Source organism: Hymenobacter citatus (genome assembly GCF_014333615.1).
GTDB lineage: Bacteria > Bacteroidota > Bacteroidia > Cytophagales > Hymenobacteraceae > Hymenobacter > Hymenobacter citatus.
This window is the reverse complement of the sequence record NZ_JACSCY010000005.1, coordinates 170,245-192,465: the sequence shown is the minus strand read 5'-3', so window position 1 is coordinate 192,465 and position 22,221 is coordinate 170,245. Positions and strand designations below refer to the sequence as shown.

General features: G+C 57.6%; 15 protein-coding genes and 1 tRNA gene. 9 read left to right on the top strand and 7 right to left on the bottom strand.

Annotation, left to right across the window (positions count from 1 at the left end):
• Positions 1-41: 41 nt before the first annotated feature.
• Complete coding sequence (locus H8B15_RS08915; RefSeq protein ID WP_187319328.1) at positions 42-731, bottom strand: porin family protein; 690 nt, start codon at positions 729-731, stop codon at positions 42-44.
• 209 nt (positions 732-940) lie between these two features.
• Here H8B15_RS08915 and H8B15_RS08910 point away from each other — a divergent pair.
• Together H8B15_RS08910 and H8B15_RS08905 are read left to right on the top strand one after the other, a co-directional pair.
• Positions 941-1,015 (top strand) — tRNA-Val (locus H8B15_RS08910).
• Between the two features lie 139 nt (positions 1,016-1,154).
• Positions 1,155-2,063: a histone deacetylase family protein gene (locus tag H8B15_RS08905; protein WP_187319327.1), complete on the top strand. Its 909-nt coding sequence runs from the start codon at positions 1,155-1,157 to the stop codon at positions 2,061-2,063.
• A 196-nt stretch (positions 2,064-2,259) separates the two neighbouring features.
• Here H8B15_RS08905 and H8B15_RS08900 read toward each other — a convergent pair whose 3' ends face one another.
• The 3 genes from H8B15_RS08900 to H8B15_RS08890 form a co-directional block, all read right to left on the bottom strand.
• Positions 2,260-2,979, bottom strand: a complete 720-nt coding sequence (locus tag H8B15_RS08900) for a methyltransferase domain-containing protein (protein WP_187319326.1) — start codon at positions 2,977-2,979, stop codon at positions 2,260-2,262.
• Between the two features lie 208 nt (positions 2,980-3,187).
• Complete coding sequence (locus tag H8B15_RS08895) at positions 3,188-4,300, bottom strand: type III polyketide synthase (RefSeq protein ID WP_187319325.1); 1,113 nt, start codon at positions 4,298-4,300, stop codon at positions 3,188-3,190.
• A 55-nt stretch (positions 4,301-4,355) separates the two neighbouring features.
• Positions 4,356-5,474, bottom strand: coding sequence for an NAD(P)/FAD-dependent oxidoreductase (locus H8B15_RS08890; protein WP_187319324.1), 1,119 nt, complete (start codon positions 5,472-5,474; stop codon positions 4,356-4,358).
• 175 nt (positions 5,475-5,649) lie between these two features.
• On the opposite strand from H8B15_RS08890, the gene H8B15_RS08885 reads away from it, so the two are divergent.
• On the top strand, positions 5,650-6,039 hold the full coding sequence (locus H8B15_RS08885; RefSeq protein ID WP_187319323.1) for a T9SS type A sorting domain-containing protein: 390 nt from the start codon (positions 5,650-5,652) through the stop codon (positions 6,037-6,039).
• A gap of 402 nt (positions 6,040-6,441) precedes the next feature.
• On the opposite strand, the gene H8B15_RS08880 is transcribed toward H8B15_RS08885, so the two are convergent.
• Both H8B15_RS08880 and H8B15_RS08875 read right to left on the bottom strand, forming a co-directional pair.
• Positions 6,442-9,996, bottom strand: coding sequence for a PAS domain-containing hybrid sensor histidine kinase/response regulator (locus H8B15_RS08880; protein ID WP_187319322.1), 3,555 nt, complete (start codon positions 9,994-9,996; stop codon positions 6,442-6,444).
• A 43-nt stretch (positions 9,997-10,039) separates the two neighbouring features.
• The gene (locus H8B15_RS08875; protein ID WP_187319321.1) at positions 10,040-11,407 is read right to left on the bottom strand and encodes a sigma-54-dependent transcriptional regulator; all 1,368 of its coding nucleotides are present in this window, start codon (positions 11,405-11,407) and stop codon (positions 10,040-10,042) included.
• Positions 11,408-12,042: 635 nt separating this feature from the next.
• On the opposite strand from H8B15_RS08875, the gene H8B15_RS08870 reads away from it, so the two are divergent.
• Positions 12,043-14,259 carry a T9SS type A sorting domain-containing protein gene (locus tag H8B15_RS08870; protein ID WP_187319320.1) on the top strand — a complete coding sequence of 739 codons (2,217 nt, stop codon included), beginning with the start codon at positions 12,043-12,045 and terminating at the stop codon, positions 14,257-14,259.
• An 82-nt stretch (positions 14,260-14,341) separates the two neighbouring features.
• Here H8B15_RS08870 and H8B15_RS08865 read toward each other — a convergent pair whose 3' ends face one another.
• Positions 14,342-14,896, bottom strand: coding sequence for a DUF4468 domain-containing protein (locus H8B15_RS08865; RefSeq protein WP_187319319.1), 555 nt, complete (start codon positions 14,894-14,896; stop codon positions 14,342-14,344).
• A gap of 605 nt (positions 14,897-15,501) precedes the next feature.
• Between H8B15_RS08865 and pyrF the strand changes: the two genes are divergently transcribed.
• The 5 genes from pyrF (at position 15,502) to H8B15_RS08840 (ending at position 22,219) form a co-directional block, all read left to right on the top strand.
• Entirely contained in the window at positions 15,502-16,281 is a 780-nt protein-coding gene (gene pyrF / locus H8B15_RS08860) for an orotidine-5'-phosphate decarboxylase (RefSeq protein ID WP_187319318.1), read from the top strand.
• Positions 16,282-16,401: 120 nt separating this feature from the next.
• Positions 16,402-17,007: an orotate phosphoribosyltransferase gene (pyrE, locus tag H8B15_RS08855; RefSeq protein WP_187319317.1), complete on the top strand. Its 606-nt coding sequence runs from the start codon at positions 16,402-16,404 to the stop codon at positions 17,005-17,007.
• 119 nt (positions 17,008-17,126) lie between these two features.
• Positions 17,127-20,186 carry a phosphoribosylformylglycinamidine synthase subunit PurL gene (locus H8B15_RS08850; RefSeq protein WP_187319316.1) on the top strand — a complete coding sequence of 1,020 codons (3,060 nt, stop codon included), beginning with the start codon at positions 17,127-17,129 and terminating at the stop codon, positions 20,184-20,186.
• Positions 20,187-20,190: 4 nt separating this feature from the next.
• Entirely contained in the window at positions 20,191-21,240 is a 1,050-nt protein-coding gene (locus H8B15_RS08845; RefSeq protein WP_216859115.1) for a phosphoribosylformylglycinamidine synthase subunit PurQ, read from the top strand.
• Between the two features lie 46 nt (positions 21,241-21,286).
• Positions 21,287-22,219 carry a phosphoribosylaminoimidazolesuccinocarboxamide synthase gene (locus tag H8B15_RS08840; protein WP_187319315.1) on the top strand — a complete coding sequence of 311 codons (933 nt, stop codon included), beginning with the start codon at positions 21,287-21,289 and terminating at the stop codon, positions 22,217-22,219.
• Positions 22,220-22,221: the final 2 nt, after the last annotated feature.

Here is a 22,221-nt window from a genome sequence, read left to right as displayed (position 1 = left end):
GACGCCCGGCGCCTTCCTTTTTTGTTGGAGTTGAATGTGAGTTAGTTGGAAATCCCCAGGCCCAGATACACCTGGAAGGCTTGGTTGCGCACGTCGCCGCTGGGTACGTTAATTTGCCCAGCTGCGCCCGTAGTAGCATAGCCATCTTTCCGGATTTTAGCGAGTCCTAGGTCGTAGCGGCCACCTATGCGGGCCGGACCAACCCGGAACTCTATGCCGCCTACCACACCGTAGTCGAGCGAGTGGTAGCCGTAGTCGCTGATGCTCTGGTCGACGCCGGCGTTTTTCACTTTCGTGAGCAAGGCAACCTGCGGACCCACGTGCACGCTCACGTTATCAAGGAAATTATACGTCAGCAGTACGGGCAATTTCAGGTAGTCGAGGCGGTTGACACGTTGCTCCGTGGAGCCAGCCTGCGTTTGGTTGTAGCGGTAGCCCTGGCGCGAGTACAGCAACTCGGGCTGAATGGCCACTTTGCTGTTGAGGCCGAACTGGGCATACACACCGGCATGGAACGTGTTTAAGTTCTCGCGGGCCGGAATGCCACCTTTGTCGTCGCCGTGTACGTTGGTGAGGTTAAAACCACCCTTCACGCCAAAGCCATTGTTGCGCGAGTCGGAGCTGGAGCGGAAATAGTCTGTGGAGGACATGGCGCCCCCGGGCCGCACTTGCGCATGGGCCAGTGAAAGGGAGGCTGCAAATGCGGCCAATAGAAGCGTAATCTTTTTCATAAGGAGAAGGAAATCAAGCAGCGTAAATGACGGAAGTAGGTAGCGGCGAAAGCGCGGCTCGCATAACATCCGTAAGCGGCTATACTTCACTGTGGGTAGAAAGTTGCGTAGGCAGGCGGGTTGGTTAAAAAATACCAGTATAAATAGTTGTTGCTACGGTGCCGCATCGTATCTTAGCTGCTAATCCCGGCCGCCGCCAGCGGGCTTGCGGGGCGTTAGCTCAGTTGGTTCAGAGCGCTACCTTGACAGGGTAGAGGTCACTGGTTCGAGCCCAGTACGCCTCACGTAGGTCCGCAAAACATCGTGAGTGAGGCCGATCTGGAATCTGCCGACGGTTTCGCCAACGATGCAGTACCTGAATCACCCAAAAAGCCCGACCAACCGGCCGGGCTTCTTTGTGCACCGGCCGCTCATTCCTATTCTATGCTGCCTGTTGCTTGGGCGCCCTGCTACGCCCACCCGTTGCCCGAAAACCACCGGTTTCCCATGCTCAAATACGAGCTGCTACCCGCGCAGTTGCTGCGCGAAGGCATCATCACGGAAGCCGATTTGTTTGCACCCGCGCCGGCTGCCGCGGCGGATATCCTGCGCGTGCATACCGCAGATTACTATCACCGCCTCACCACGGGCCAGCTCACGCGGCAGGAAGAGCGGGCCACGGGCTTCCCGTGGAGCCCACAGCTGGTGCAGCGGGAAGTAACCATTTTGGAAGGTACGCTGGAGGCTGCCCGCCGCGCGTTGCAAACGGGGGTAGCCCTCAACATTGCCGGTGGCACCCACCATGCATTTGCTGATAGGGGCGAAGGGTTTTGCCTGTTCAACGACCAGGCGGCAGGCGCGGCCTACCTGCTGGCCCAGCCGAAGCTAGGGGTAGGCAAGGTGCTGATTGTGGACTTGGACGTACACCAGGGCAATGGGACGGCGCGCATTTTTGAGTACGAGCCGCGCGTGTTCACGTTCTCGATGCACGGCGCCCGCAACTACCCCGGCCGCAAAGAGCGCTCCGACCTCGACCTCCCCCTCCCCGACGGCACCACCGACGCCGAGTACCTCAAGCTGCTAGCCGATACCCTACCCCGTTTGCTGGATGAGGTACAACCGGACTTCGTATTCTACCAGGCCGGCGTCGATGTGCTGACCACTGATAAGCTGGGCTACTTGAGCCTCACCCGCGAAGGCTGCCGCCAGCGCGACCAGCTCGTGCTACGCCTCTGCCATCAGCACCGCCTACCCGTGGTGGTGTGCATGGGCGGTGGCTACTCTCCCCGCCTCGCCGACATCCTCGACGCCCATGTCAACACCTTTCGCACTGCCACGGAGATATGGGGGTAGTGGTGAGATGGTGAAATGGTGAAATGGTGAGTTGTCGTTCTGTATCAAGCGGCGCATCAGGCAAGTGTCGAAGGCCCTTCTCACGCGTGAACGACGAACGAGAAAACGAGCCGTTGGTACGATAGTCGTTCACGCGTGAGAAGGGCCTTCGCAAGCTCAGGATGACAGAACGACAACTCACCATCTCACCATTTCACTATCTCACCATCTCACCGTACAGCACCACTTGCCAGCGGAAAGCCCAGCACCAGCGCAACGCGTAGTGCTGGATACCGGCGGCGGCTAATAGGCGTTGCCAGTCTTGGCGAGTAAAGGCGCGGGCCACCGACAGCGGGGCATCGTGTTGCACGAGGTAGGAGCCGCCCAGCAGGCGCGTTAGCCAGTGGATGCTGTGGTAGGCCAGTGGGTGACGATGCAAATCGTTAATGACCACGGCTACGCGGGCCTGCTGATGCCATTGACGTAGCAGCGGCACCAGCTCTGCATCGGTGAAATGGTGGCAAAACAAGCTGCACGTGAGCACATCGAAGGGCTGGCGCTGAAATTCGGGAGAGAAGATGTCCTGCTGCTGAAAGCTGATTTCGGCGTAGGCGCGGGTCTTGTCGGCGGCATAGCCTAGCATGAAGGCATTGGCATCGATGCCAACCAACTCAATGGGTAGGGCCTGCCGCCGCGCCCAGCGGGCAATGTGTCGAAGCGTGTCGCCACCGCCGCTGCCCAGGTCGGCCAGGCGAAGCGGGCGGTTGGGCGGCCAATGCGGGCGCAGGGCGGCCAGTGCCGTCAGTACCGGGCGGTAGCCACCTAGCCACATGTTGATGGTTTCCAGCTCGTCGAGGTTCTGCCGCAGCGCGTCGGAGGCCAGTGTTACATCGTCCATCAACTCCGGCTGCGTAGACCGGCGGCTCAAATCAGGCATGCGGGGAAAGGTGAAGTGGTGAGTAGTGAAATGGTGAGATGGTGAATGGAAAAACGCCTGTCATCCTGAGCGTGCGAAGGACCTTATGGCAGTTGAACGACATGTATAGTAACGGTTTGTCCTCGCGTTCATCGTTCAACTGCCATAAGGTCCTTCGCACGCTCAGAATGACAGACGTTTTCCATTCACCATCTCACCATTTCACTACTCACCACTTCACCTCCATCAGCAGCGCTTCCAGTGTAAGCCCTGGTCCGAAGGCGAAGCTGAGGGCGGGCGCGCCGTTCTGGGCGGGCGTGAGGTTTTGCATCAACTCAGCCAAGACAAACAGCACCGTAGCCGACGACATATTGCCGTAGTCGCGCAGTACTTGGTAGGCAAAGCGGTTGTCGTGGTGCGTGAGGCCCAGAGCTTGCTCAATGGCTTCCAGGATGCGCCGCCCGCCCGGATGAATCGCAAACAGTTTGATATCACTCAGCCGAACCGGCAAACGGGCCAGCAACCCATCGGCCAGGTGCTGAATGCCCTGCTTGATCAGGCCTGGCACATAGGAAGAAAGCGTCATCTCGAAGCCAAAATCGTTGATGTGCCACGCCATATCGGCACGGCCGTCGGGTACCAGGTCGCAATGGAAGGCTTGCAGCGCCAGACTAGGGCCATGGGCAGCCGGTTGGGCCTGCACTAAAGCTGCCGCCGCGCCATCGCCAAACAAAGCATTGGATATCAGGTCATCATCATCACGACGCTTCTGGAAGTGTAGAGTGCACAACTCGGCGCACACCACCAGCACGCGGGCTTGCGCATCGGCTCGGCAAAAGGCGTCGGCCAGCTTCAGGCCATTAAAGGCAGCATAGCACCCCATAAAGTTGACGCATGTGCGCTGCACGTGCGGGCTCAGTCCCAACGCCTCTACCAGTTCAATATCCAGCCCCGGCGCATACATGCCTGTGCAGCTCACCGTTACCAGATGCGTGATGCTATGGGGTAGGGAGGCATCCTGCATCTGGGCCAGGCAGGACTGTACGGCGGCTACCGCCAGCGGCAGCGCGTGGGCGCGGTACTGCTCCATGCGTGGCCCTACCCGAGGGAATGGCTCCAGTTGCGGGGTATTGGGAAAGAAGGTGAAGTTGCCGTTTTCCTCGGCGTAGTCGGGTAATACGGAATAGCGCTGCCCAATGCCAGAAGCCCGATACAACGCCCGCAGGCGGCGGGTTTCTGCTTCGTCAAACGACAAAGCATCGGCCATGAAATGGGCAATCTGAGATTGAGGAATGCGGTGGGGAGGATTGGCTGTGCCAATAGCACACAAGTAGCTGGTCATTGCTGACAGTATACGCAATTTATTGGGTGGCAGCGCGAGGGTAGCATAATCATGTTCAGAAGGGTTGGCCGTGCGTGCGGGCCACCAGGGCCTGCACCGCGCTAGGCCAGTGGCGCAGCCCCCCTACCACCCAGTTGCTGAGGTGAGGTTGCCCAAACAGCCGCTGTACCAGGCGCCCTACCCGCAGGCGGGCGCCAAATTGCTGTTGCCAGCTGTAGGTATACGCCATTTCCAGCGCTGCCCTACTTATCTGGCCCTGCAAAAAGTGGTGGGCGTGCCCGGCCGCAAGGCAAGCGCCGTGCAGCGCCATGGCCATACCGTTGCCGCACAGTGGTGTAATTAGGCCGGCGGCGTCGCCGCACAGCAGCACGTGGTCTTCCACGCAGGACTTGGGTGCAAAGGAAATTTCATTGATGACCTCGGGCTGAGGGTAAAGCTGCTCGGCGCCGGTGAGAATGGCGCGCAGATGCGGATTACGCATGAGTACCTGCGCTTCCAGCTCGGCAATGGTGCCGTGGGCTTTCAGATTGCGGCGGGTAGTGAGGTAGCAGAAGCACAGCTTATCTTCCTCAATAGCCGAAAAGCCCGCGTAGCCATCGGCGAAGTTGTGCAGGGAAATCAGGTCGCGGGGGTGGCCGGGCAGGCGCAGGTGGTACTTCACGCCGAGGTAGGGCGAGCGTTGCTGAAAAAACGGCCGCTGCAGCTGGCGGTCCAGGTTAGCGCGCTTGCCATAAGTGCCCAACACCAAGCGGGCTGTCAGGGCCCGGCCATCGGCCAGGGTCAGGTGGTGCTGGTTGGCGGCAGCATCGTAGGCTACAGTAGTCACGGTTGCGCCCTGCTCCACCACCACGCCGCGCGCCTGCGCCAACTCGGCTAGGTACTGATCAAGCCGATAGCGACTCACCCCAAATCCACCTAATGCGAGTGGGGCCGAAAGCAGTGCGCCGTTTGGCGCACTCACCTGCAAACGGCTAATGGCGGCAGGCCCCAGGGGGGCGGGTGGTGCACCCAACCGGTGCAGGTAGGGCACCACTTCTTGGGAAACGTACTCGCCGCACACCTTATGAAATGGGTAGCGCTTGCGCTCTACCAGCGTCACACTGTAGCCGCGCTGCCGTAGGTCGAGGGCTGCCGCCAGACCAGCTAAACCACCACCGATAATGAGAACGTCCAAATGTTTTTATGGGCTAACGTGTTGAAAAGTAATCGGTAGCTAAGGTTATTTTCATAGATAAATTATATTTTGTTAAAATTGCCAAAATTGTCTCTCTACCTTTGTAAACCTAATAAAATACCAGCCGTTTAGAACCACAGACTGGCTGATAATACGTCCACTCTATTTCCCGTCTATGATGAAACGGTTACATTATTTACTCTTTATACTGATAACGGGCAGCGCTGGCCTTATTGGTAGCGCATTACCCACTTGCGCGGCGGCCCAGGTAGTAAGCACCCGCACGGGGTTTCCTAAGACCGCCTTGTCGGATGAGAAATCGGTGCTGGTGTATCCCAACCCCAGCACGGGTATTGTGCACCTCACTATCAACGGATTTGAAAACCGACGGGTGGAACTACGGGTGCTAAACGTCATTGGCTCGGTGGTGTACCGCGAACTGCTTACAGAACTGAGCGACCGTACCACCAAAACCTTGGACTTAAGCAAAATATCCAGCGGCCTGTATTACATTAAGCTGGAAGGCGAAAACGTGAGCGAGATGCGCAAGTTGGTGATTCGCTGAGGAACAATTGACAGTTGAATTGCTGCTATAAATTGATTTTTCGTAGGAATCAGCAATCAATAGCATCCAGCTACCCTGACAAAAAACAACGGGGGCTTCCTGAATAGGAAGCCCCCGTTGTTTTTCAAAATCCGAAAATTATTGACGGGCAGGTACAGTTTCCGGCCGCATCATTTCTTTCAAATTATTTACAGTGCTAAGGGCGAGTACGGCAGTTGCGACAATTAGACCCAGAAGAATTAACCAAGACATAAAAAGAGGATTAAAAGGAAAGAAAACCATTTGCTACCAGCAAATGGGTAGTGCTGTAAGATAAACAGCTTTCTAGTACTTCAACCCTAAAAAACACGTTTGAGTTGTAGTATAATTATGTGATTTTAAAAAATAAACCTTTTGTAGTCATTATTCAGCTCCAAACTCCTGCTCTAACTGCGCAATAACCAAGTCCGTTATCTGGCGCACCTGCTGCACCTGCTGCGTAGCGGCAGGCACTTCAGGAGGGGTTTGCTGGCAAGCTTCCAATTGGCGAATGACGGTATGAAGCGGCCGGATGTGCATACCATCTAGCGAGCTTTTGAGGTGATGCGCCGTAGAGCCCAGCAACTTCCAATTGCCCGCTTCCAAGTGTTCCTCCATCTCGCGCACGCACGGTGGGGTAGTGCGGATAAACAAATGCACCAAGCGCTTCACAAAGCCCTCGTTGCCGTGGGCCAGCCGGCGAATGCCGCTAAGGTCGTAGAGCGGAGCGCTGTCGGGAACTGGCTCTACTTCTTCCACCACTGGCACGGGCTGTTTTTGCAGCACTGCCGAAACGGTACGGAACAGATCCTCCTCGCGGAAGGGCTTCGAGAGGTAGGCATCGAGGCCGGCCGAACGGTAGCGTTCGGCCTCGTCGCGCAGGGCGTGGGCCGTGAGGGCCACAACGGGGGTAGCCGCCCGTTGCGCATCGGGGTGGCGCCGCAGTTGCCGGGTAGCTTCCACACCGTCCATGCCGGGCATCTGAATGTCCATCAGCACCACGTCGTAGGTGTTCTGCCAGAACAGCGTGAGTGCCTCCGAGCCAGAAGAGGCTGTATCTACGTGCATACCCCAGGTGCTCAGCAGTGTCTCCACCAGAAATTGATTGACAGCATTGTCTTCGGCCAGTAGCACACGACGTTTGCCCAATGTATGGTAGCGGGGCGCAGGTTCTGCGGCGGTGGTAGGCGGGGCCTCTTCGGCTGGCTGGAAGGGTAAGGTAAACAGAAAGGAGCTGCCTTCGCCCACCGTGCTTTCGGCCGAGAGCTGGCCGCCCAATAGCTCCACCAGCCCGCGCGAAATACTTAGGCCCAGGCCCGAGCCGCCGTACTCGCGGGCCGTCGACGACGACGCCTGCGTGAAAGGCTCAAACATATGCTCCAGCTGCTCGGCCGGAATGCCAATACCCGTATCGAGCACCGAAAACTGGAAGCGTGGCCTTTCGTGGGCGGCGCTCAGGCGGCGGCAGGCTAGCAGCACTCGCCCGTGCTCTGTAAATTTGACAGCGTTGCTGAGCAGATTGAGCAGTACCTGTCGCAGGCGGTAAGGGTCGCCCGTAACGAAGGTAGGCGTGGTTTCGGGGGGCAGCTCCAGCTCCAGCGACACGCCTTTTTCGGCGGCACGGGGCTGCACCATTTGCTGGCTGGCATACAGCACGTCGCGCAGGTCAAACGAAACCGACTCGAGCTGCAATTTGCCGGCATCGAGTTGGGCCATAGCCAGAATATCATTGATAACCACCAGCAATGCCTCGGCCGAATGTCGGATGTGGCCCAGGTATTGGTTTTGCTGCTCGTCGAGTGGGGTTTTGGCCAGCAGGTTGGCAATGCCCAGAATTCCGTTCATAGGCGTGCGAATCTCGTGGCTCATGTTGGCCAAAAACTCCTGCTTGGTGCGCGCCGTAGCCTCGGCGGCTTCTTTGGCTTCGCGCAATTCCTGCTGCGCACGCTTGATATCGGTAATGTCGGTGCTTACCCCTAACACCTGCAACATGCCATCGGCCAGCATGAAAGGCTGTTTCACAACGTGCAACCACCGGATAGAGCCGTCGGGATTTGTGAAAGTGTCCTCGTAGTCAACGGTTTGCTCTGTGCGCAGTACCGTTTGGTCATACGCGTGGTCCCGTTGCAGGTCGGCCGGGTCGGCGCGGAGAAGCTGGTAGGGCGTGCGTACAATCTCGGTGGTGCTGGAGCCGTAGAGCTGTGCCGTGGCCTGGTTGGCCAGCGTGTAGTTGCCGGCTTCGTTTTTCAGGTAGATGAGTGGCGTGATGGTATCAATCACCTGCCGGAACAAGCGGTTCTGCTCGGCCAGCCGGTAGTTAGCAAGGCGCCGCTGCTCGTCCGCAATTTTCCACTGCGTAATGTCCTCGGCCGTGCCCAGCATCAGGCGTGAACGACCGTCTTCATCACGCTCAAAAGGCGTATGACTACACCGGAACCACCGGGTAGAGCCATCCCGATGTAGGAAAGCAAGTTCAATAGTGTGTACTTCGCCATCTTCCGCCTTCTGAATCTGCACGTTGTGTTGCCGGAGTTTGGCAAGCTCGTTGGGTACAATCAGCCGCTGCGGTGTAGCAGTACCAAAGGCTATTAGCTCATCCGGCGTATAGCCCAGCGCCGTGACGGAGTAATGATTGACGTAGACGAACGATTGCTGCTGCACGTCAAACGTATAAATCAGGTTGGGTGCTAGGCTGGTAATGCGTTCTGTGAGCAAGCGGCTATGGCGCAGCTCTTCCTGTATCTGCCGGGCAACCGTAATGTCTTGCGCGCTGCCAATAAGCTGAATTGGCTCGCCGTTGGGCTGCCGGGTAAACGCTGCCAATTGTAGCCGCAACCAGCGCCATTCGCCGTCGCGGCGACGTATAGGGTATTCAAACACTAATGGCAGCTGTGTCGGAAACTGACCACCTTCGGGCCAGCGGCGGACAATTTCCTCTATTGTTTCAGGAGCCATCAGTTGATGAACGATGGCTGGTCCCATCGCCTTCAGCTCTGTCTCTGTGTAACCCAGCAACAGCTCTGTTTGTCGGTTGGAATACGTGAGGATGCCTTGCGTGAGGTCAAAGAGAAACACCATACTGGGCACCGTATCGTTGATGCGCGATACAAACAGCTGGCTGTGTAGCAATTCTGCTTCGGCCCGCCGCCGGTCGGTGATGTCCGTCAGATAGATAATGGCCGACTGCTCCTCCGGAAAAGGAACTATCTGCCAATGATAGAAATGGCCGCCCAAGCGCCGTTCCGTGGTCCGGATCTGATTTTGTTGCAGGGCCTGCTCTATTTCGCTGCGGACAAAATCGCGGGTTTCCGCTTCCACTGGCTTTTCCAGTATTTGTAACAGCGGCTCTGCTACCGGATTGGCGTATTGTGCCCTACCCACGCGGTCGAACCGGATAAAGGGATTGGGACTATGCTCGGAGAGCAGTGAGTACTGCCGGATTTTTTCCTGGGCCTGCTCGCGCTCCGTCACGTCTTCCAGGCTCCACAGGTGCAGCACCGTTTTGCCATCTTGCAATACCGGCAGGTATTCCTGCTGCAGGATCCGGCCGTTGCGCAGCCGCAGCAACTGCCCACTAATGCGACTTTGCTCAGCAATGGCTCGCTCGATGGTTGCTGATACCAGAGCGGGCTGCTGAAAACAACGAGCCAATACCCGACGCATTTGGTCGTGAGTGTAGCCTAAGTAGGTTTCGGGTGGCTGCCCAAGCCCTACCATATCGCAGAAACGCTGATTTACTAGTGCTACCTGCCTACCCTGGTTTTCGGCCAGGATAGCCGTACTCATCGTTTGCAGCAGAGTGCTCATCTGGCTGGCCGCCGCTAGCCCTTGCTGGGCCAACTGTGCACGTAGCTCCCGCAACTCGGCGGTAGTAGCCAATTGAGCCCGCGTCATCTGCCGCAGGCGCCGCTGCAGGTGGCGATACGCGATAGAACTCATAGGATAGGGTATATAGGGGCAAGTAGAGCAGCGAAACCAGGTATCAGTTAACCCGGATTTCGTTGTTTTGTATCATCCGATAGATAGTGGACTTACCAATTTGCAGTTTCGCTGCTACCTGCAAAATGTTTCCGTTGTGGTTGTCGAGGTAGCGCTGCACAATGGCCGCTGTCTGCGTCCGTAGCGACTCGTCGCCATCTGGCGTGCTGGCTTCCTGCGTGGTGCTGGCGTGCCGCAGCGACAGATCCTGTGGGTGAATAGTGTCGCCATCGGCCAATACAGCAGCTAGCTCTACCACCGCTTTCAGCTCGCGCACGTTGCCGGGAAAGGGGTAGCGCAGCAGCTTCTGCTGGGCGTCCGGCGACAGGCGACAATCGGCCATGTTGTTTTGGGAGCAGAAGGTTTGTAAGAACGACTGAGCCAGCAGCAACACGTCCTGGCCCCGGTCACGCAGAGGAGGGAGTAGAATAGGGAGGCCCAGCAAACGGTAGTAAAGGTCTTCCCGGAAGCGGCCCTGCTTCACTTCTTCCGTTAAGTCGCGGTGCGTGGCTACCATCAAGCGGGCATCGAAAGGAATCGGGGCGCTACCGCCTACCCGCATTACTTCCCGCTCTTGAAGTACGCGCAGGAGCTTGGCCTGTAAGTTCAGGTCCAGCTCGGCAATTTCATCCAGAAAGAGCGTACCCCGATGGGCTTCCTCAAACCGCCCAATGCGCCGGCTAACGGCTCCGGTGAAGGATCCTTTTTCGTGACCAAATAGCTCACTTTCAATAAGCTCTCGTGGAATAGCAGCCACGTTTACGGCTACGAAGGCACCATTGCGACGCTCGGAGCGAAAATGGATAGCCTTGGCAACTAGCTCCTTCCCGGTACCAGTCTCTCCGCTTAGAGATACAGTAATATTTGTACGGGCCGCTTTTTCAACCAAAGAAAATAATTGTTGCATTTGGGGGCTCTTTCCCAAAATAGCACGCTGCGGATCATATTTCTGTCCAATCTGCTCCCGCAGTCGTTCGTTTTCCCGGCGCAGGGCCAGTTGCTGATTTACGTTGCCAATGGTATTCCATAGCCGATCAGCCGTTTCCTCATCTTTTACAAGATAATCATATGCCCCCTGGCGCAATAAGCCAACAGCTGTGCGCACGTCCTCTTGTCCCGAAATGATAATGACAGCTACTTCCGGTAGTCGCTCCTTTATCTGACGCAGCACTACGTCGCCGGTACCATCAGGCAGGGTATAATCTAGCGTAATAAGGTCAGGCTTCTCGTTGAGGTTATCCAGACAGGACTGGGCGGTAGTAAAGCGCCGGACAATATATTCTGGATTCTGAGAGAGCTTATATTCAAGTAGTTCGCCATACCAAGCGTTGTCTTCGACAACGAATATGCGAAGAGTAGAAGATGCAATCATTGGGAAATGTAGCGGAGTAGCCGTGGTAAACAATGTATCACATAGAAACTATACGTAATGTACGGCTTCTGTGCGGAGTGTAGTCCATCCGGCTGGGTTTTCAGTAGCGCAAAGAGGAAAAGTAGGACGAACAGTGCGAGTATAAGTAGGGAAACCTACCTAGTCAAATTTTCTCATAATAGGATTTTGTTTCTCTATTCGGGACAATGGAATAAAATCTATATAATTGTATTATGCTTTAAATCAATGATTTATGCAATAATATAATTTAAAGGCAGCGAAATTGTACTATGATTTTATGAACGTGTTTATGGACTTTTCTAATCTTGATTATGAAACGCTTCGTCTACTTACCAACCTTTTTCCGCTCTCAGGTTGTGTTTTTGCTGATGCTGTGGCTAGGATGCACAGCAACAGTTGCCCAGAGTTCCGTCACGCGAGTTATCTACACCAAAGCGGGCACGGCAAAGGTAACGAAAGGCAACGCCACTGTTACAGCTCAGGTTAATGTGCTGGGACTTGGCCTTGGCATTCGCACAACTTCTCTCGTCTCAGGAGACGTGCTAAATGGCGGAAACGCGGCCGATGAAGGCACTGCTTCCTTCAACAGCTATGCATTATTGAAGACAAGTATTTTGCAATCAGATGTTGCTACCCTGCTCAATACGAGCGCATTATCTGTGGTAGGGCTAAACAGTGCGGTAGAATCAGCGCCTACCTCGGTGCGCGTGGATATGGCCGAGACAATTAAACGAGGCAACCGGGCAGGTGTGGTGATAAGCGGCGACAATTCGCTGCTGAATGTGTCGCTGCTAAATTCCGTATATGTGCAAACCTACCTGAACGAAACGCCCGTGCAGCGTATTCCCATTGCACAACTGGTAGGGGTTGAGTCGAGCCTGACCAGCTCTTTGCGCAACAACCTGCCCTTGTTCAACAACCGCTCTACCCGGGCCGGCTTCATTGCCAGCGGTGATTTCAACAAGATAGAGCTGGTAGCGGGCGGGCTAGTGAATCTGAGCTACGGCATACGCTTCTACTACGCCTTCGGCTTCGACGACCAGAACTCAACTATTCAGTACAAAGGCGCGCTGTCGAACAACGCCAGCCCCGTAGAAGGGCAGGAGTACAGCACCCAATCTCGTGGAGCCGACGGTCTGGTGTGCGTGAATGTGAATTCGAACATCGACAATCCGCAGAACGCCGCCAACACCGACCTTACTGACTTTGCCACGTTCCGAAACCTGCTGAGTGCAAGCGTGCTGAATTGCCCATCTACCCTGCGCGTGAAGCTGCGCAGTGCAGTGGGCCCCACTGACTACCGCGCAGGCTTCGTAGTCGGCAATGGCGGTCTGCTTGACCTGAACCTGTTCCAAAACGTACGCCTGAGCACCTACCTGAACGGTGCCTTACAGGAAAGCGCCTCTGGAGTCAACGCGCTACGGTTGAACGTACTGCCCGACAACCGCTATTTTCTGAGCTTCAAAACAACCAAGCCGTTCAACCAGGTAGAAATTCGCCTAAATGGGGCCCTAAATATCTTGGATAATCTGAACGTGTACTATGGTTTTGGTATCGAGGAAGCGGCCTTTAGCGACCCAGAGCCAGTGTTTTCTGACTTCGAAGACCCGGCCGATAAATTCCGGGCGGCTACTCTCACTCCCAACACCGATGGCGCCTTAACCGTAAGTGCCTGCGCATCAGTGCTTGGTAGTAGCTGCATGGGGTTTCAGGACCCCAGCTTTGCCGCCAAACGCAACCTGACCACTACTTATGCCCAGATCAAAGGCTCACTGGTAAACCTGAGTGTAAATCAGGGGCTGGCACTGGCCGTGAAGCTCAACGGCGCCAATAAGGTAGCAACCGGCAAGGCAGGCAAGGCAGGTAACCGTGCTGGGTTTGTGTTCGACTACACTGGCAACGGTGGCCTGATAAGCAACCTGTTGAGCGCGGGCGTTTTGTCGAACTTCACCATCACCACCTACCGCGAAGACAATAGCACTGCTAACAAGGGGAGTAACACTAGTGCAGTACCATCGTTGGTAGCAGTGGAGAGCGTATCAGGAGCCAATCTGGCGCAGGCTACCATCCTGGGCGGCAGTACGGGCCGGCAAGCCTTATCCTTCATAGCTACGCAGGATTTCGATTGGGTGGAGTTGACTACTACCAACACGGTGGGCAGTGTGCAGGATACGCGTATCTACTATGCTTTTGCCGAGGAGCTGCGGGGCTTCTTTCCCGAGAACCTCGTGAATCCTACCAACCCACTTCCCGTTGAGTTGGCCGCCTTTACGGTACGCGCCACAAGCCAGGGGGCTGAGCTGCACTGGAAAACAGCTTCGGAGAAAGACAACAGCCGGTTTGTAGTGGAACGAGCCGTGCAGCAAGGCTCCGAGGCCGTCTTCCAGGCTATCGGTCAGGTAGCTGGCTCGGGTACCACCACCACCGCCCAGCAGTACCGCTACCTGGATGCTACAGCCGCCGAACAAAGTACTGGCACGGTATACTACCGCTTGCGGCAGGTAGACACCAATGGCAACGAGTCGTTTTCGCCGGTAGTAGCCGCAACCTTTGAAGGGCAAACACTGGCTGTATCGCTCCAATTGGCTCCTAACCCCGCCGGCGCAGCCGAGATGGTGCGCGTGCTGATAGGGTCTGCGCGCGAAACCACCGGAAGGCAGCAACTAGTGGTATATGATGCACAAGGCCGGCAAGTGAATGCAGTAGTCGTAACGGACCGTACTACCCTGCTCCCAACGCAGAACCTAGGCCAGGGACTTTATCATGTGGTGCTGCTGAACGCTTCCGGCCAGCGCCTCACCAGCCAGCGCCTGATTATTGCAGGACGCTAAAGAGGTAGACTTTATAAACACAACGCCACTCCTTATTTATAAGGAGTGGCGTTGTGTTTATAAGAAAAGAAGTGGACTCAGTTTATTTCAAACCTACCGTATCGTCGCTTTCGCCCTCATGGCTATTCATGTAGGAACGGAAAGACAGCGCGACTTCGCTAGCTAGGGACGACGCCTGCGCCCGCACGCGCCGGTCGTTGTTGGTGCGGCTGTTGTTGCGGTCGGCGGCCAACTGCGCCACGTAGTCGTCGAGGGGTAGGGTAATAGCGGGCTGTTTGGCGTTGGGGACTACCTCAAAAGCGCCCACGTTGTAGTCATAGCCATTATCTGTGGCGCGAAACACAAACTCGAAGTGGACTGAGGTTTCGACAGGCTTGTTGTTATCAAGCGTTTTCACTTTACCAGTGCCGCGTAGCCGGAGAGTGCCCACGGCGGCATCGGCCTTCACATCCATTTTAGGAGTATACGCAAACTCTTTTTCGCTCCAGGCCAGCGCGTGTTGATACAAGGCCCGCCGCCCGGCACCGGTCGCTTGCACTTGCTCTCCGTACGCAACGGGGCTGGCAGACTGCGCAAAGGAGGATAATGAGAGAAGCAGCAAACTGCCTAGCAGGAAACCAAGAAACATGTTTTTCATGGAAAGAAGTGAAACGGAGGATTCGCAACAGGAGCGCAAACATACACCACTGATAACCCATGCGCACAACAGGCTATGTTATGAATATATCAAGAAGAGTGCCGGGTGCACGGGGTTGCTCCTTTTGTCTTTTGATAGCTCATGCTTTTTCCCACTCCGGCATTCCAAGCAGTTCGCTATGTCCATGCAGATTGAATAGGGAGCGGGAAGTGCTTTCTTAGTACCCTGTCAATTTTTACTTCATCGCCAGTCTATCCTAATCGGCACTGCGCAAAACAGTACTATTCTCTCTTATTACATTCTGGTCGCTATGCCTGTGGCTACCCGCAACCACCGTTTTTGAAACTGGCGAGTCAGCCGGGCCAACTGGGCGCATGCTGCATGCTAACCAGCTGTATGATAAGCTACTGAATCCGTCTTAGCTGAAAGGTCTGCTGTGTTGGGGTATAAAGCTGAAAGAATCGTTTCAGATCAACGGTAACAACGGTATGTGAGAGGCCGCTACAGAATGTGCTTGGGGCAATCTGTGTGTTTTTGCTTCTGACAAGCTATTAGCTGTTAGCTTTGTAGCTGACATCACGTAGCTGCTAACAACTAAAAAGACCATGAACAAGCTGCTTTCCCGCGTGCAGCGCGCCGATTCACTGCTCTGTGTCGGGCTCGACCCCATCGGTGATGATACCCAGGTAGGGCACCGGTTGCATGAGGTGATTGACCAAACTGCCGACTACGCGGCGGCTTTCAAACCCAATCTGGCGTTCTTTCTGAGCCGGGAAAACGGTGTGGCCCTGTTGCGCGACACCATTCAGCGTATCCCGCAAGACATTCCGGTGATTCTGGACGGCAAGTTCGGCGACATCTCCAACACCGCCGACCACTACGCCCGCTTTGCCTACGACGTGGTAGGTGCCGATGCCGTAACGGTGAACCCCTACATGGGCGACGACGCCATTGTGCCGTTTCTGCGCGAGGGTAAAATGGCCTTTGTGCTGGCCAAAACCAGCAACAAGCCTACCCATTCTCTGCAAGATCTGGCCCTCACGAGCGGTGGCGTCCTCAGCGACCAGGCCGCCCGCATCAGCTGCCAGCTGGATGAGGAGCACGGTGGGGTAGGGCTAGTAGTGGGCGCTACTCAACCCGAAGCCATGGCCCGCGTGCGCGAGCTGTGCCCTACCCAGTGGTTTCTGGTGCCCGGCGTGGGTGCCCAGGGCGGCGACCTAGCCGCTACCCTCCGCGCCGGCCTGCGCCCCGACGGCCTGGGCGTGCTTATCAACTCGTCGCGGGCCATCTGGCAGGCGGCCGATGCCGGCGCGGCTGCCCGGGAATTGAAGGAGCAGATTAACGAGCATAGAAGGGCCGCAGAACCTGCCGTGTCCCAGGATTAAAACCCCGGGCTAAGTAGTGTTGCGGCGTCTGTATGTTGTAGGGCTACAACCAAATTCGCTCCGTAGCCCAGGGTTTCAACCCTGGACGATAGGAGGAAACACCTTATATAAGTATCTCCCTTGACCACTTCCCTACCCTCCGAAACCCTGGAACAGCAACTAGTGCAAGAAGACGCACTATTGCGGGGACACTTCCGCTTGTCTTCCGGCTTGCATTCTGATACCTACGTGCAATGCGCCCGCTTCCTGCGCCGCCCCGATTTGGCCGGCCCCGCCGCTGCCGAGCTGGCGGCCCAGATCCGGGCCGCTGGGTTGCAGCCCGATACCGTGGTAGGCCCGGCCATGGGCGGCGTGGTGATTGGCTACGAGCTGGCCCGGCAGCTGGGCGTGCCCGGCATTTTCACGGAGCGCGATGCTGATGGGCAAATGACCCTGCGCCGCGGCTTCACCATAGAGCCCGGCGAGCGGATTATTATTGCCGAAGACGTAGTGACTACCGGCAAGAGCACCAACGAGGTAGCCCGCCTGCTCACGAGTATGGGAGCAGAAATTTTGGCCGTAGTCAGTTTAATTGACCGCACGAGTGGGAAAGCTGAGCTTTCTTTTCCGAACTTTGCATTGCTGCCGGTTACGGCAGCCACCTACGCACCCGATGATTGCCCGCTGTGTCGGGCAGGTATTCCGGTAGTGAAGCCCGGCAGTCGGCCGGACAAAGCGTTTTCTTAAACCTACCCTACGCTGGACGTAGGGCAAGGCATTTCCGGTGGCAGTTGGGTGCATCCTACTCTATAAAAGGGTAGGGGAGCCAGCGGCAGCGGAAAATAGCAAACCTTATTTCCTTCCTTTTGGAATCTATCCAACGAACCATTCAGCTGCGGCTCAAGCCTACCCGTCACGACGGCGAAGGTCAGCGGGTAGCCGAAGCAGCCCAGCGCCATCTGGGCCTGCGCACCGGGCGCGTGCAAAGCACTGCCCTCTACACCGTGCGCTACCCCCTCACCGACGAGCAGCTGCACAGCTTTGCCACGCGCTGCCTGCAAGACCCGGTGCTGCACGACGTGGCCCTGGACGAGTTCCGCCCCATCGACTCTATTTACAAGAGTTATATTCTGGTAGCCAAGCTGCCCGGCGTAACCGACGACGAAGGCATCTCGGCGCAAAATGCACTGGGCGACTTCCTCAACCAGCCCCTCGACACCCATACCCAGCACATCTTCAGCAAACGGCTCTACTTCCTGGAGCACGAGCTGCCCGCGCAGGACCTGCGCCGCCTGGCCGAGGAACTGCTGGGCAACAAGATGATCAACCGCTTTGAAACCGGCCCCCTCTCCGAGCTGCGCGACTACACCCCGCGCCCCGGCGGTGGGGCCGACGCCATTACGGAGCTGGTGCCGCTGGTAGGCCTCACGGACGAGGAGCTGGTGAAGCTGTCGAAGGACAATCTCTACGCCCTGAACCTGGAGGAAATGCGGGCCGTGCGCGACCATTACGCCACCATTGCGGCCGAGCGCGAAGACGCCGGCCTCCCCGCCGACCCCACCGACTGCGAGCTGGAAATCATTGCCCAAACGTGGTCGGAGCACTGCAAGCACAAGGAGTTTTCAGCCGTTATCAACTACAAGGATGCGGCCACCGGCGAGACCAAGCAGATCGACTCGCTGTTTAAAACCTACATCCGCAACGCCACCGCTGAGGTAGACCGCCAACTGCGCCAAAACGGCAACGACTGGCTGATTAAGGTATTCTCCGATAACGCCGGTGCCGTGCGCATCAACCCCGAGTCGTTGTTTGTGTGGAAGGTGGAGACGCACAACTCGCCGTCGGCCATCGACCCCTACGGCGGAGCCATTACAGGCATCCTGGGCAACAACCGCGACCCGCTGGCTACCGGCATTGGCGGCGCCCGGTTGCTGTTCAATACCAACGTGTTGTGTTTCGGAAATCCCGAGTTCAGCGGCGAGCTGCTGACCAACCAGCTGCACCCGCGCCGCATTTTTGAGGGCGTGCGCAAGGGCATTGAGGACGGCGGCAATAAGTCGGGCGTGCCTACCGTGAACGGCAGCATTGTGTTTGATGACCGCTACGCCGGCAAGCCGCTGGTGTACTGCGGCACCGGTGCCGTGATGCCCATGCAGCTGGCCGGCCAGGACTCGTGGGAAAAGAAAATCGACCCGCAGGACCGCATCATCATGGCCGGGGGTAGGGTAGGCAAGGACGGCATCCACGGTGCTACCTTCTCCAGCATCGAGCTGGACGAAACCTCGCCCGCCACGGCCGTGCAAATCGGCTCGCCCATCACCCAGAAGCTGGCGATGGACTTTCTAATTATCGCCACCCGGCGCGGCCTCATCAAGTGCAGCACCGACAACGGCGCGGGCGGCCTCTCGTCCAGCGTCGGCGAACTAGCAACCATTAGCGGCGGCGCGGTGGTGGAATTGGAAAAAGTGCCGCTGAAATATTCGGGCTTGCGGCCCTGGGAAATCTTTGTTTCGGAGTCGCAGGAGCGGTTTTCGCTGGCCGTAGAGCCGGCTAGGCTCGATGAGCTGTTGGCGCTGGGTAGGGAAATGGAAGTGGAGCTGACCGACATCGGCTACTTCACCGCCGACGGCTACCTCGACGTGCGCTTTGCTGGCGAGGCCGTGGCGAAGCTCGACATGCACTTCCTGCACGACGGCGTGCCGCGCAAGGTGCTGGAAGCCGAGCTGGCGCCCGTCGCCGCCCAGGAGCCTACCCTACCCGCCGAAACCGACTACACCGACACGCTGCGTCGCCTGCTGGGCTCGCTCAACATCTGCTCGCGCGAGTCCGTAATTCGGCAGTACGACCACGAGGTAAAAGGCCGCACGGTGGTGAAGCCCCTGATGGGCGCCACCGGCCAAGCTCCGCAGGATGCCGCCGTAGTGCGTTTCAACTTTGAGAGCTGGGAAGGCGTGGCCGTGAGCAACGGCATCCTACCCCGCTATGGCGACCTGGACGCCTACCAGATGTCGGCTGGCTCGTTTGACGAGGCTGTGCGCCAGATTATTGCCGTGGGCGGCAAGCTGCCCAACCTCACGCCCGGCGACGGCACGTTCTGGTCGGTGAACGACAACTTCTGCGTGCCCGACTCGGTGTACGACCCCGCCACCAACCCCGACGGCAAGCACAAGCTGGCCAAGTTGGTGCAGATGTGCGAAGCCCTGCGCGACGCCACGGCGGCCTACTGCATCCCGCTCACGAGCGGCAAGGACTCGATGAAAAACGACTTTAAGGCCGACGGCGTGAAGATTTCGGTGCCGCCCACGGTGCTGTACTCCATGACCGCCAAGATGGACGACGTGCGCCGCGCCATGACGTCGGATTTCAAGCAGCAAGACGATGTAGTGTATCTCATCGGCGAAACCTACGACGAGCTGGGCGGCTCCGAGTTCTACGCGCTGCACGGTGAACTGGGCGCCAACGTGCCCCAGGTGCGCTTCGACAAAGCCAAGGAGCTCTACACGCTGGTAGGCGAAGCCAACGACCAGCACCTCATTCAGTCCTGCCACGACCTGAGCGACGGCGGCCTGGCCGTAGCGCTGGCCGAGGCTACGTTCGGTTACGGCTTTGGGGCCGATGTGGAACTAACCGGTGAGCTAAGCCTGACGGCGCAGCTGTTCTCAGAGTCGCACTCGCGCTTTGTGGCCACGGTAGCGCCCGAGGATGTGGTAGCCTTTGAAGCGTTGCTGAAAGGCCGTGCTACCCGCCTTGGTACCGTAACCGGCAATGGCCGTCTCACGGTGCGCCACGCCGGCCAGGTGGTAGTTGACGCCGACGTAGCCGAGCTGCGCGACGTGTGGTCGAACGGCCCCGTGAACAAGGTAATCGGGCTGGACCTGGACGCCGTGCGCAACGCCAACGAGGGCTCAACCAGCGGATTAGGATAAGCACATGGAAGACAAGCCCCTCATGCCCGACCTAAACACGCCGCCCCACCAGCAGCGCGACGACACCCCGCCGCCCCAAACGGCGGACGGCAACTTTCTTGTGCCCGGCTTCAAGAGCGTAGACACCGGCCACGAAACCACCGAGCCTTTGAAAAGCCAGCAAGAACAAGCTGAAAACCAGAAACCGAAAACCCAAAACCAATTGGTTCAAGCCCTTATTCTAACGGGTTTCGGCATCAACTGCGAAGAGGAATTCGCGGCGGCCTACCGCCTAGCGGGTGCCGAGCCTACCATCGTGCACCTCAACCAGGTGCTGCACGGCGAGGTCAGTATTCACGATTTCGACATTCTGAACTTCCCCGGCGGCTTCTCGTTCGGCGACGACCTGGGCTCGGGCGTGGTGCTGGCCAACAAGCTGCGCTACCGCAAAAACGCCGAGGGCCGCACCCTGCTCGACGACATCCGGCAGTTTATTGCCGAGGGCAAGTTTGTGCTGGGCATCTGCAACGGCTTTCAGGTGCTGGTGAAGCTGGGCCTGTTACCTGACCTTGCCGGCAACGTAACGCCCGAAGTGACCCTAACGCACAACGCCTCCGGCCGTTATGAGGACCGTTGGGTACGCTTGAAGGTGAACCCTGCCGCCAACACGCCTTTCCTGAAAGGAATGGATACGCTGGAGGTACCCGTGCGCCACGGCGAGGGTCGCCTCATTATCTCAGATGAGGCAACGCGGGAGCACATCGTACAGCGCGGCCTCAACGTGCTAACGTACTGCGACGCCAGCGGCTGCGAGGTATCAGCCTACCCCCATAACCCCAATGGGGCCGACCTGAACTGCGCCGGCCTGACCGACACCACCGGCCAGGTATTTGGCCTGATGCCGCACCCCGAGGCCTACCTCTCGCTCTACAACCACCCGGAATGGACGCGGCGTAAGCGGCAGGACCCTACCCTTTCGGAAGAGGGCGACGGGCTGCGCATCTTCCGCAACATTGTGGAGCACGTGCAGCAACATGCGACCCAGCTGCACGTTGAAGCCGCTTCTGCCTCCTAATCACTACTGCAACCCGCCAGCGATTCGCGTCGGCTTTCTACCCGATATGAACACCCTCAATCACTTCGAAACTCCTCAGCTCGAACTGCTGCACCGCGGCAAAGTCCGCGACTCGCTACGTGCGCCCAACGGCGACCGGCTCATCATCGTGACGGACCGTCTGTCGGCGTTCGACTCGGTGCTGGAAACGCCTGTGGCCCACAAAGGCGCGGTGTTGAACGGCCTGGCCAATTTCTGGTTCGATAAGACCAAGGATATCATTCCCAACCACGTGATTGAGTTGGTAGACGCCAACGCCATGCTGGTGAAAGAGGCCGAGCCGATTCGGGTGGAAATGGTGGTGCGGGCTTACCTCACCGGCTCCATGTGGCGCGGCTACCAGGCCGGGCAGCGCACCTTCTCCGGCGTAACCGTGCCCGATGGCCTGAGCAAGCACCAGCAGTTCCCCGAGCCCATCGTGACACCAACCACCAAGGAAGAGTCGGACCGAGAAATCACGCCCGAGAACTTGGTGAGCGAGGGTTGGGTGAGCCAGGAGCTGTACGACCAGATGAAGGAGAAAGCCCTGGCCCTGTTCAAGGTAGGCTCCGATCTGTTGAAGGAGAAGGGTATCATCCTGGTAGACACCAAGTATGAATTCGGTTTGCTGAATGGCGAGCTGATTCTGATTGACGAAATCCACACGCCCGACTCGTCGCGCTTCTGGTCGGCCGAAGACTACGGCAAAAACCCGGAATCGGCGGAGCAGATGGACAAGGAGTACGTACGCCAGTGGCTGATTGCCAATAAGGTAGACGGCGCATACCCCCGCGCCCTCACGCCTGAGGTGTCGCAGGAAGCCACCCGCCGCTACCTCGACATTTACGAGCGCATCACCGGCCAGCCCCTACCCACCGCCACTGAGCAAACCGCCGGGGGCGACGTACATGCTCGCTTGGTAGGCAACCTGGTGCGTGCTGGTGTAATGAAAGACGCTTAAGG

Excerpts from the sequence above, each read along its gene's own strand:
- H8B15_RS08915 (WP_187319328.1), bottom strand. The coding sequence starts at position 731 with ATGAAAAAGATTACGCTTCTATTGGCCGCATTTGCAGCCTCCCTTTCA.
- H8B15_RS08905 (WP_187319327.1), top strand. The coding sequence starts at position 1,155 with ATGCTGCCTGTTGCTTGGGCGCCCTGCTACGCCCACCCGTTGCCCGAA.
- H8B15_RS08900 (WP_187319326.1), bottom strand. The coding sequence starts at position 2,979 with ATGCCTGATTTGAGCCGCCGGTCTACGCAGCCGGAGTTGATGGACGAT.
- H8B15_RS08895 (WP_187319325.1), bottom strand. The coding sequence starts at position 4,300 with ATGACCAGCTACTTGTGTGCTATTGGCACAGCCAATCCTCCCCACCGC.
- H8B15_RS08885 (WP_187319323.1), top strand. The coding sequence starts at position 5,650 with ATGATGAAACGGTTACATTATTTACTCTTTATACTGATAACGGGCAGC.
- H8B15_RS08880 (WP_187319322.1), bottom strand. The coding sequence starts at position 9,996 with ATGAGTTCTATCGCGTATCGCCACCTGCAGCGGCGCCTGCGGCAGATG.
- H8B15_RS08875 (WP_187319321.1), bottom strand. The coding sequence starts at position 11,407 with ATGATTGCATCTTCTACTCTTCGCATATTCGTTGTCGAAGACAACGCT.
- H8B15_RS08865 (WP_187319319.1), bottom strand. The coding sequence starts at position 14,896 with ATGAAAAACATGTTTCTTGGTTTCCTGCTAGGCAGTTTGCTGCTTCTC.
- pyrF (WP_187319318.1), top strand. The coding sequence starts at position 15,502 with ATGAACAAGCTGCTTTCCCGCGTGCAGCGCGCCGATTCACTGCTCTGT.
- H8B15_RS08845 (WP_216859115.1), top strand. The coding sequence starts at position 20,191 with ATGGAAGACAAGCCCCTCATGCCCGACCTAAACACGCCGCCCCACCAG.
- H8B15_RS08840 (WP_187319315.1), top strand. The coding sequence starts at position 21,287 with ATGAACACCCTCAATCACTTCGAAACTCCTCAGCTCGAACTGCTGCAC.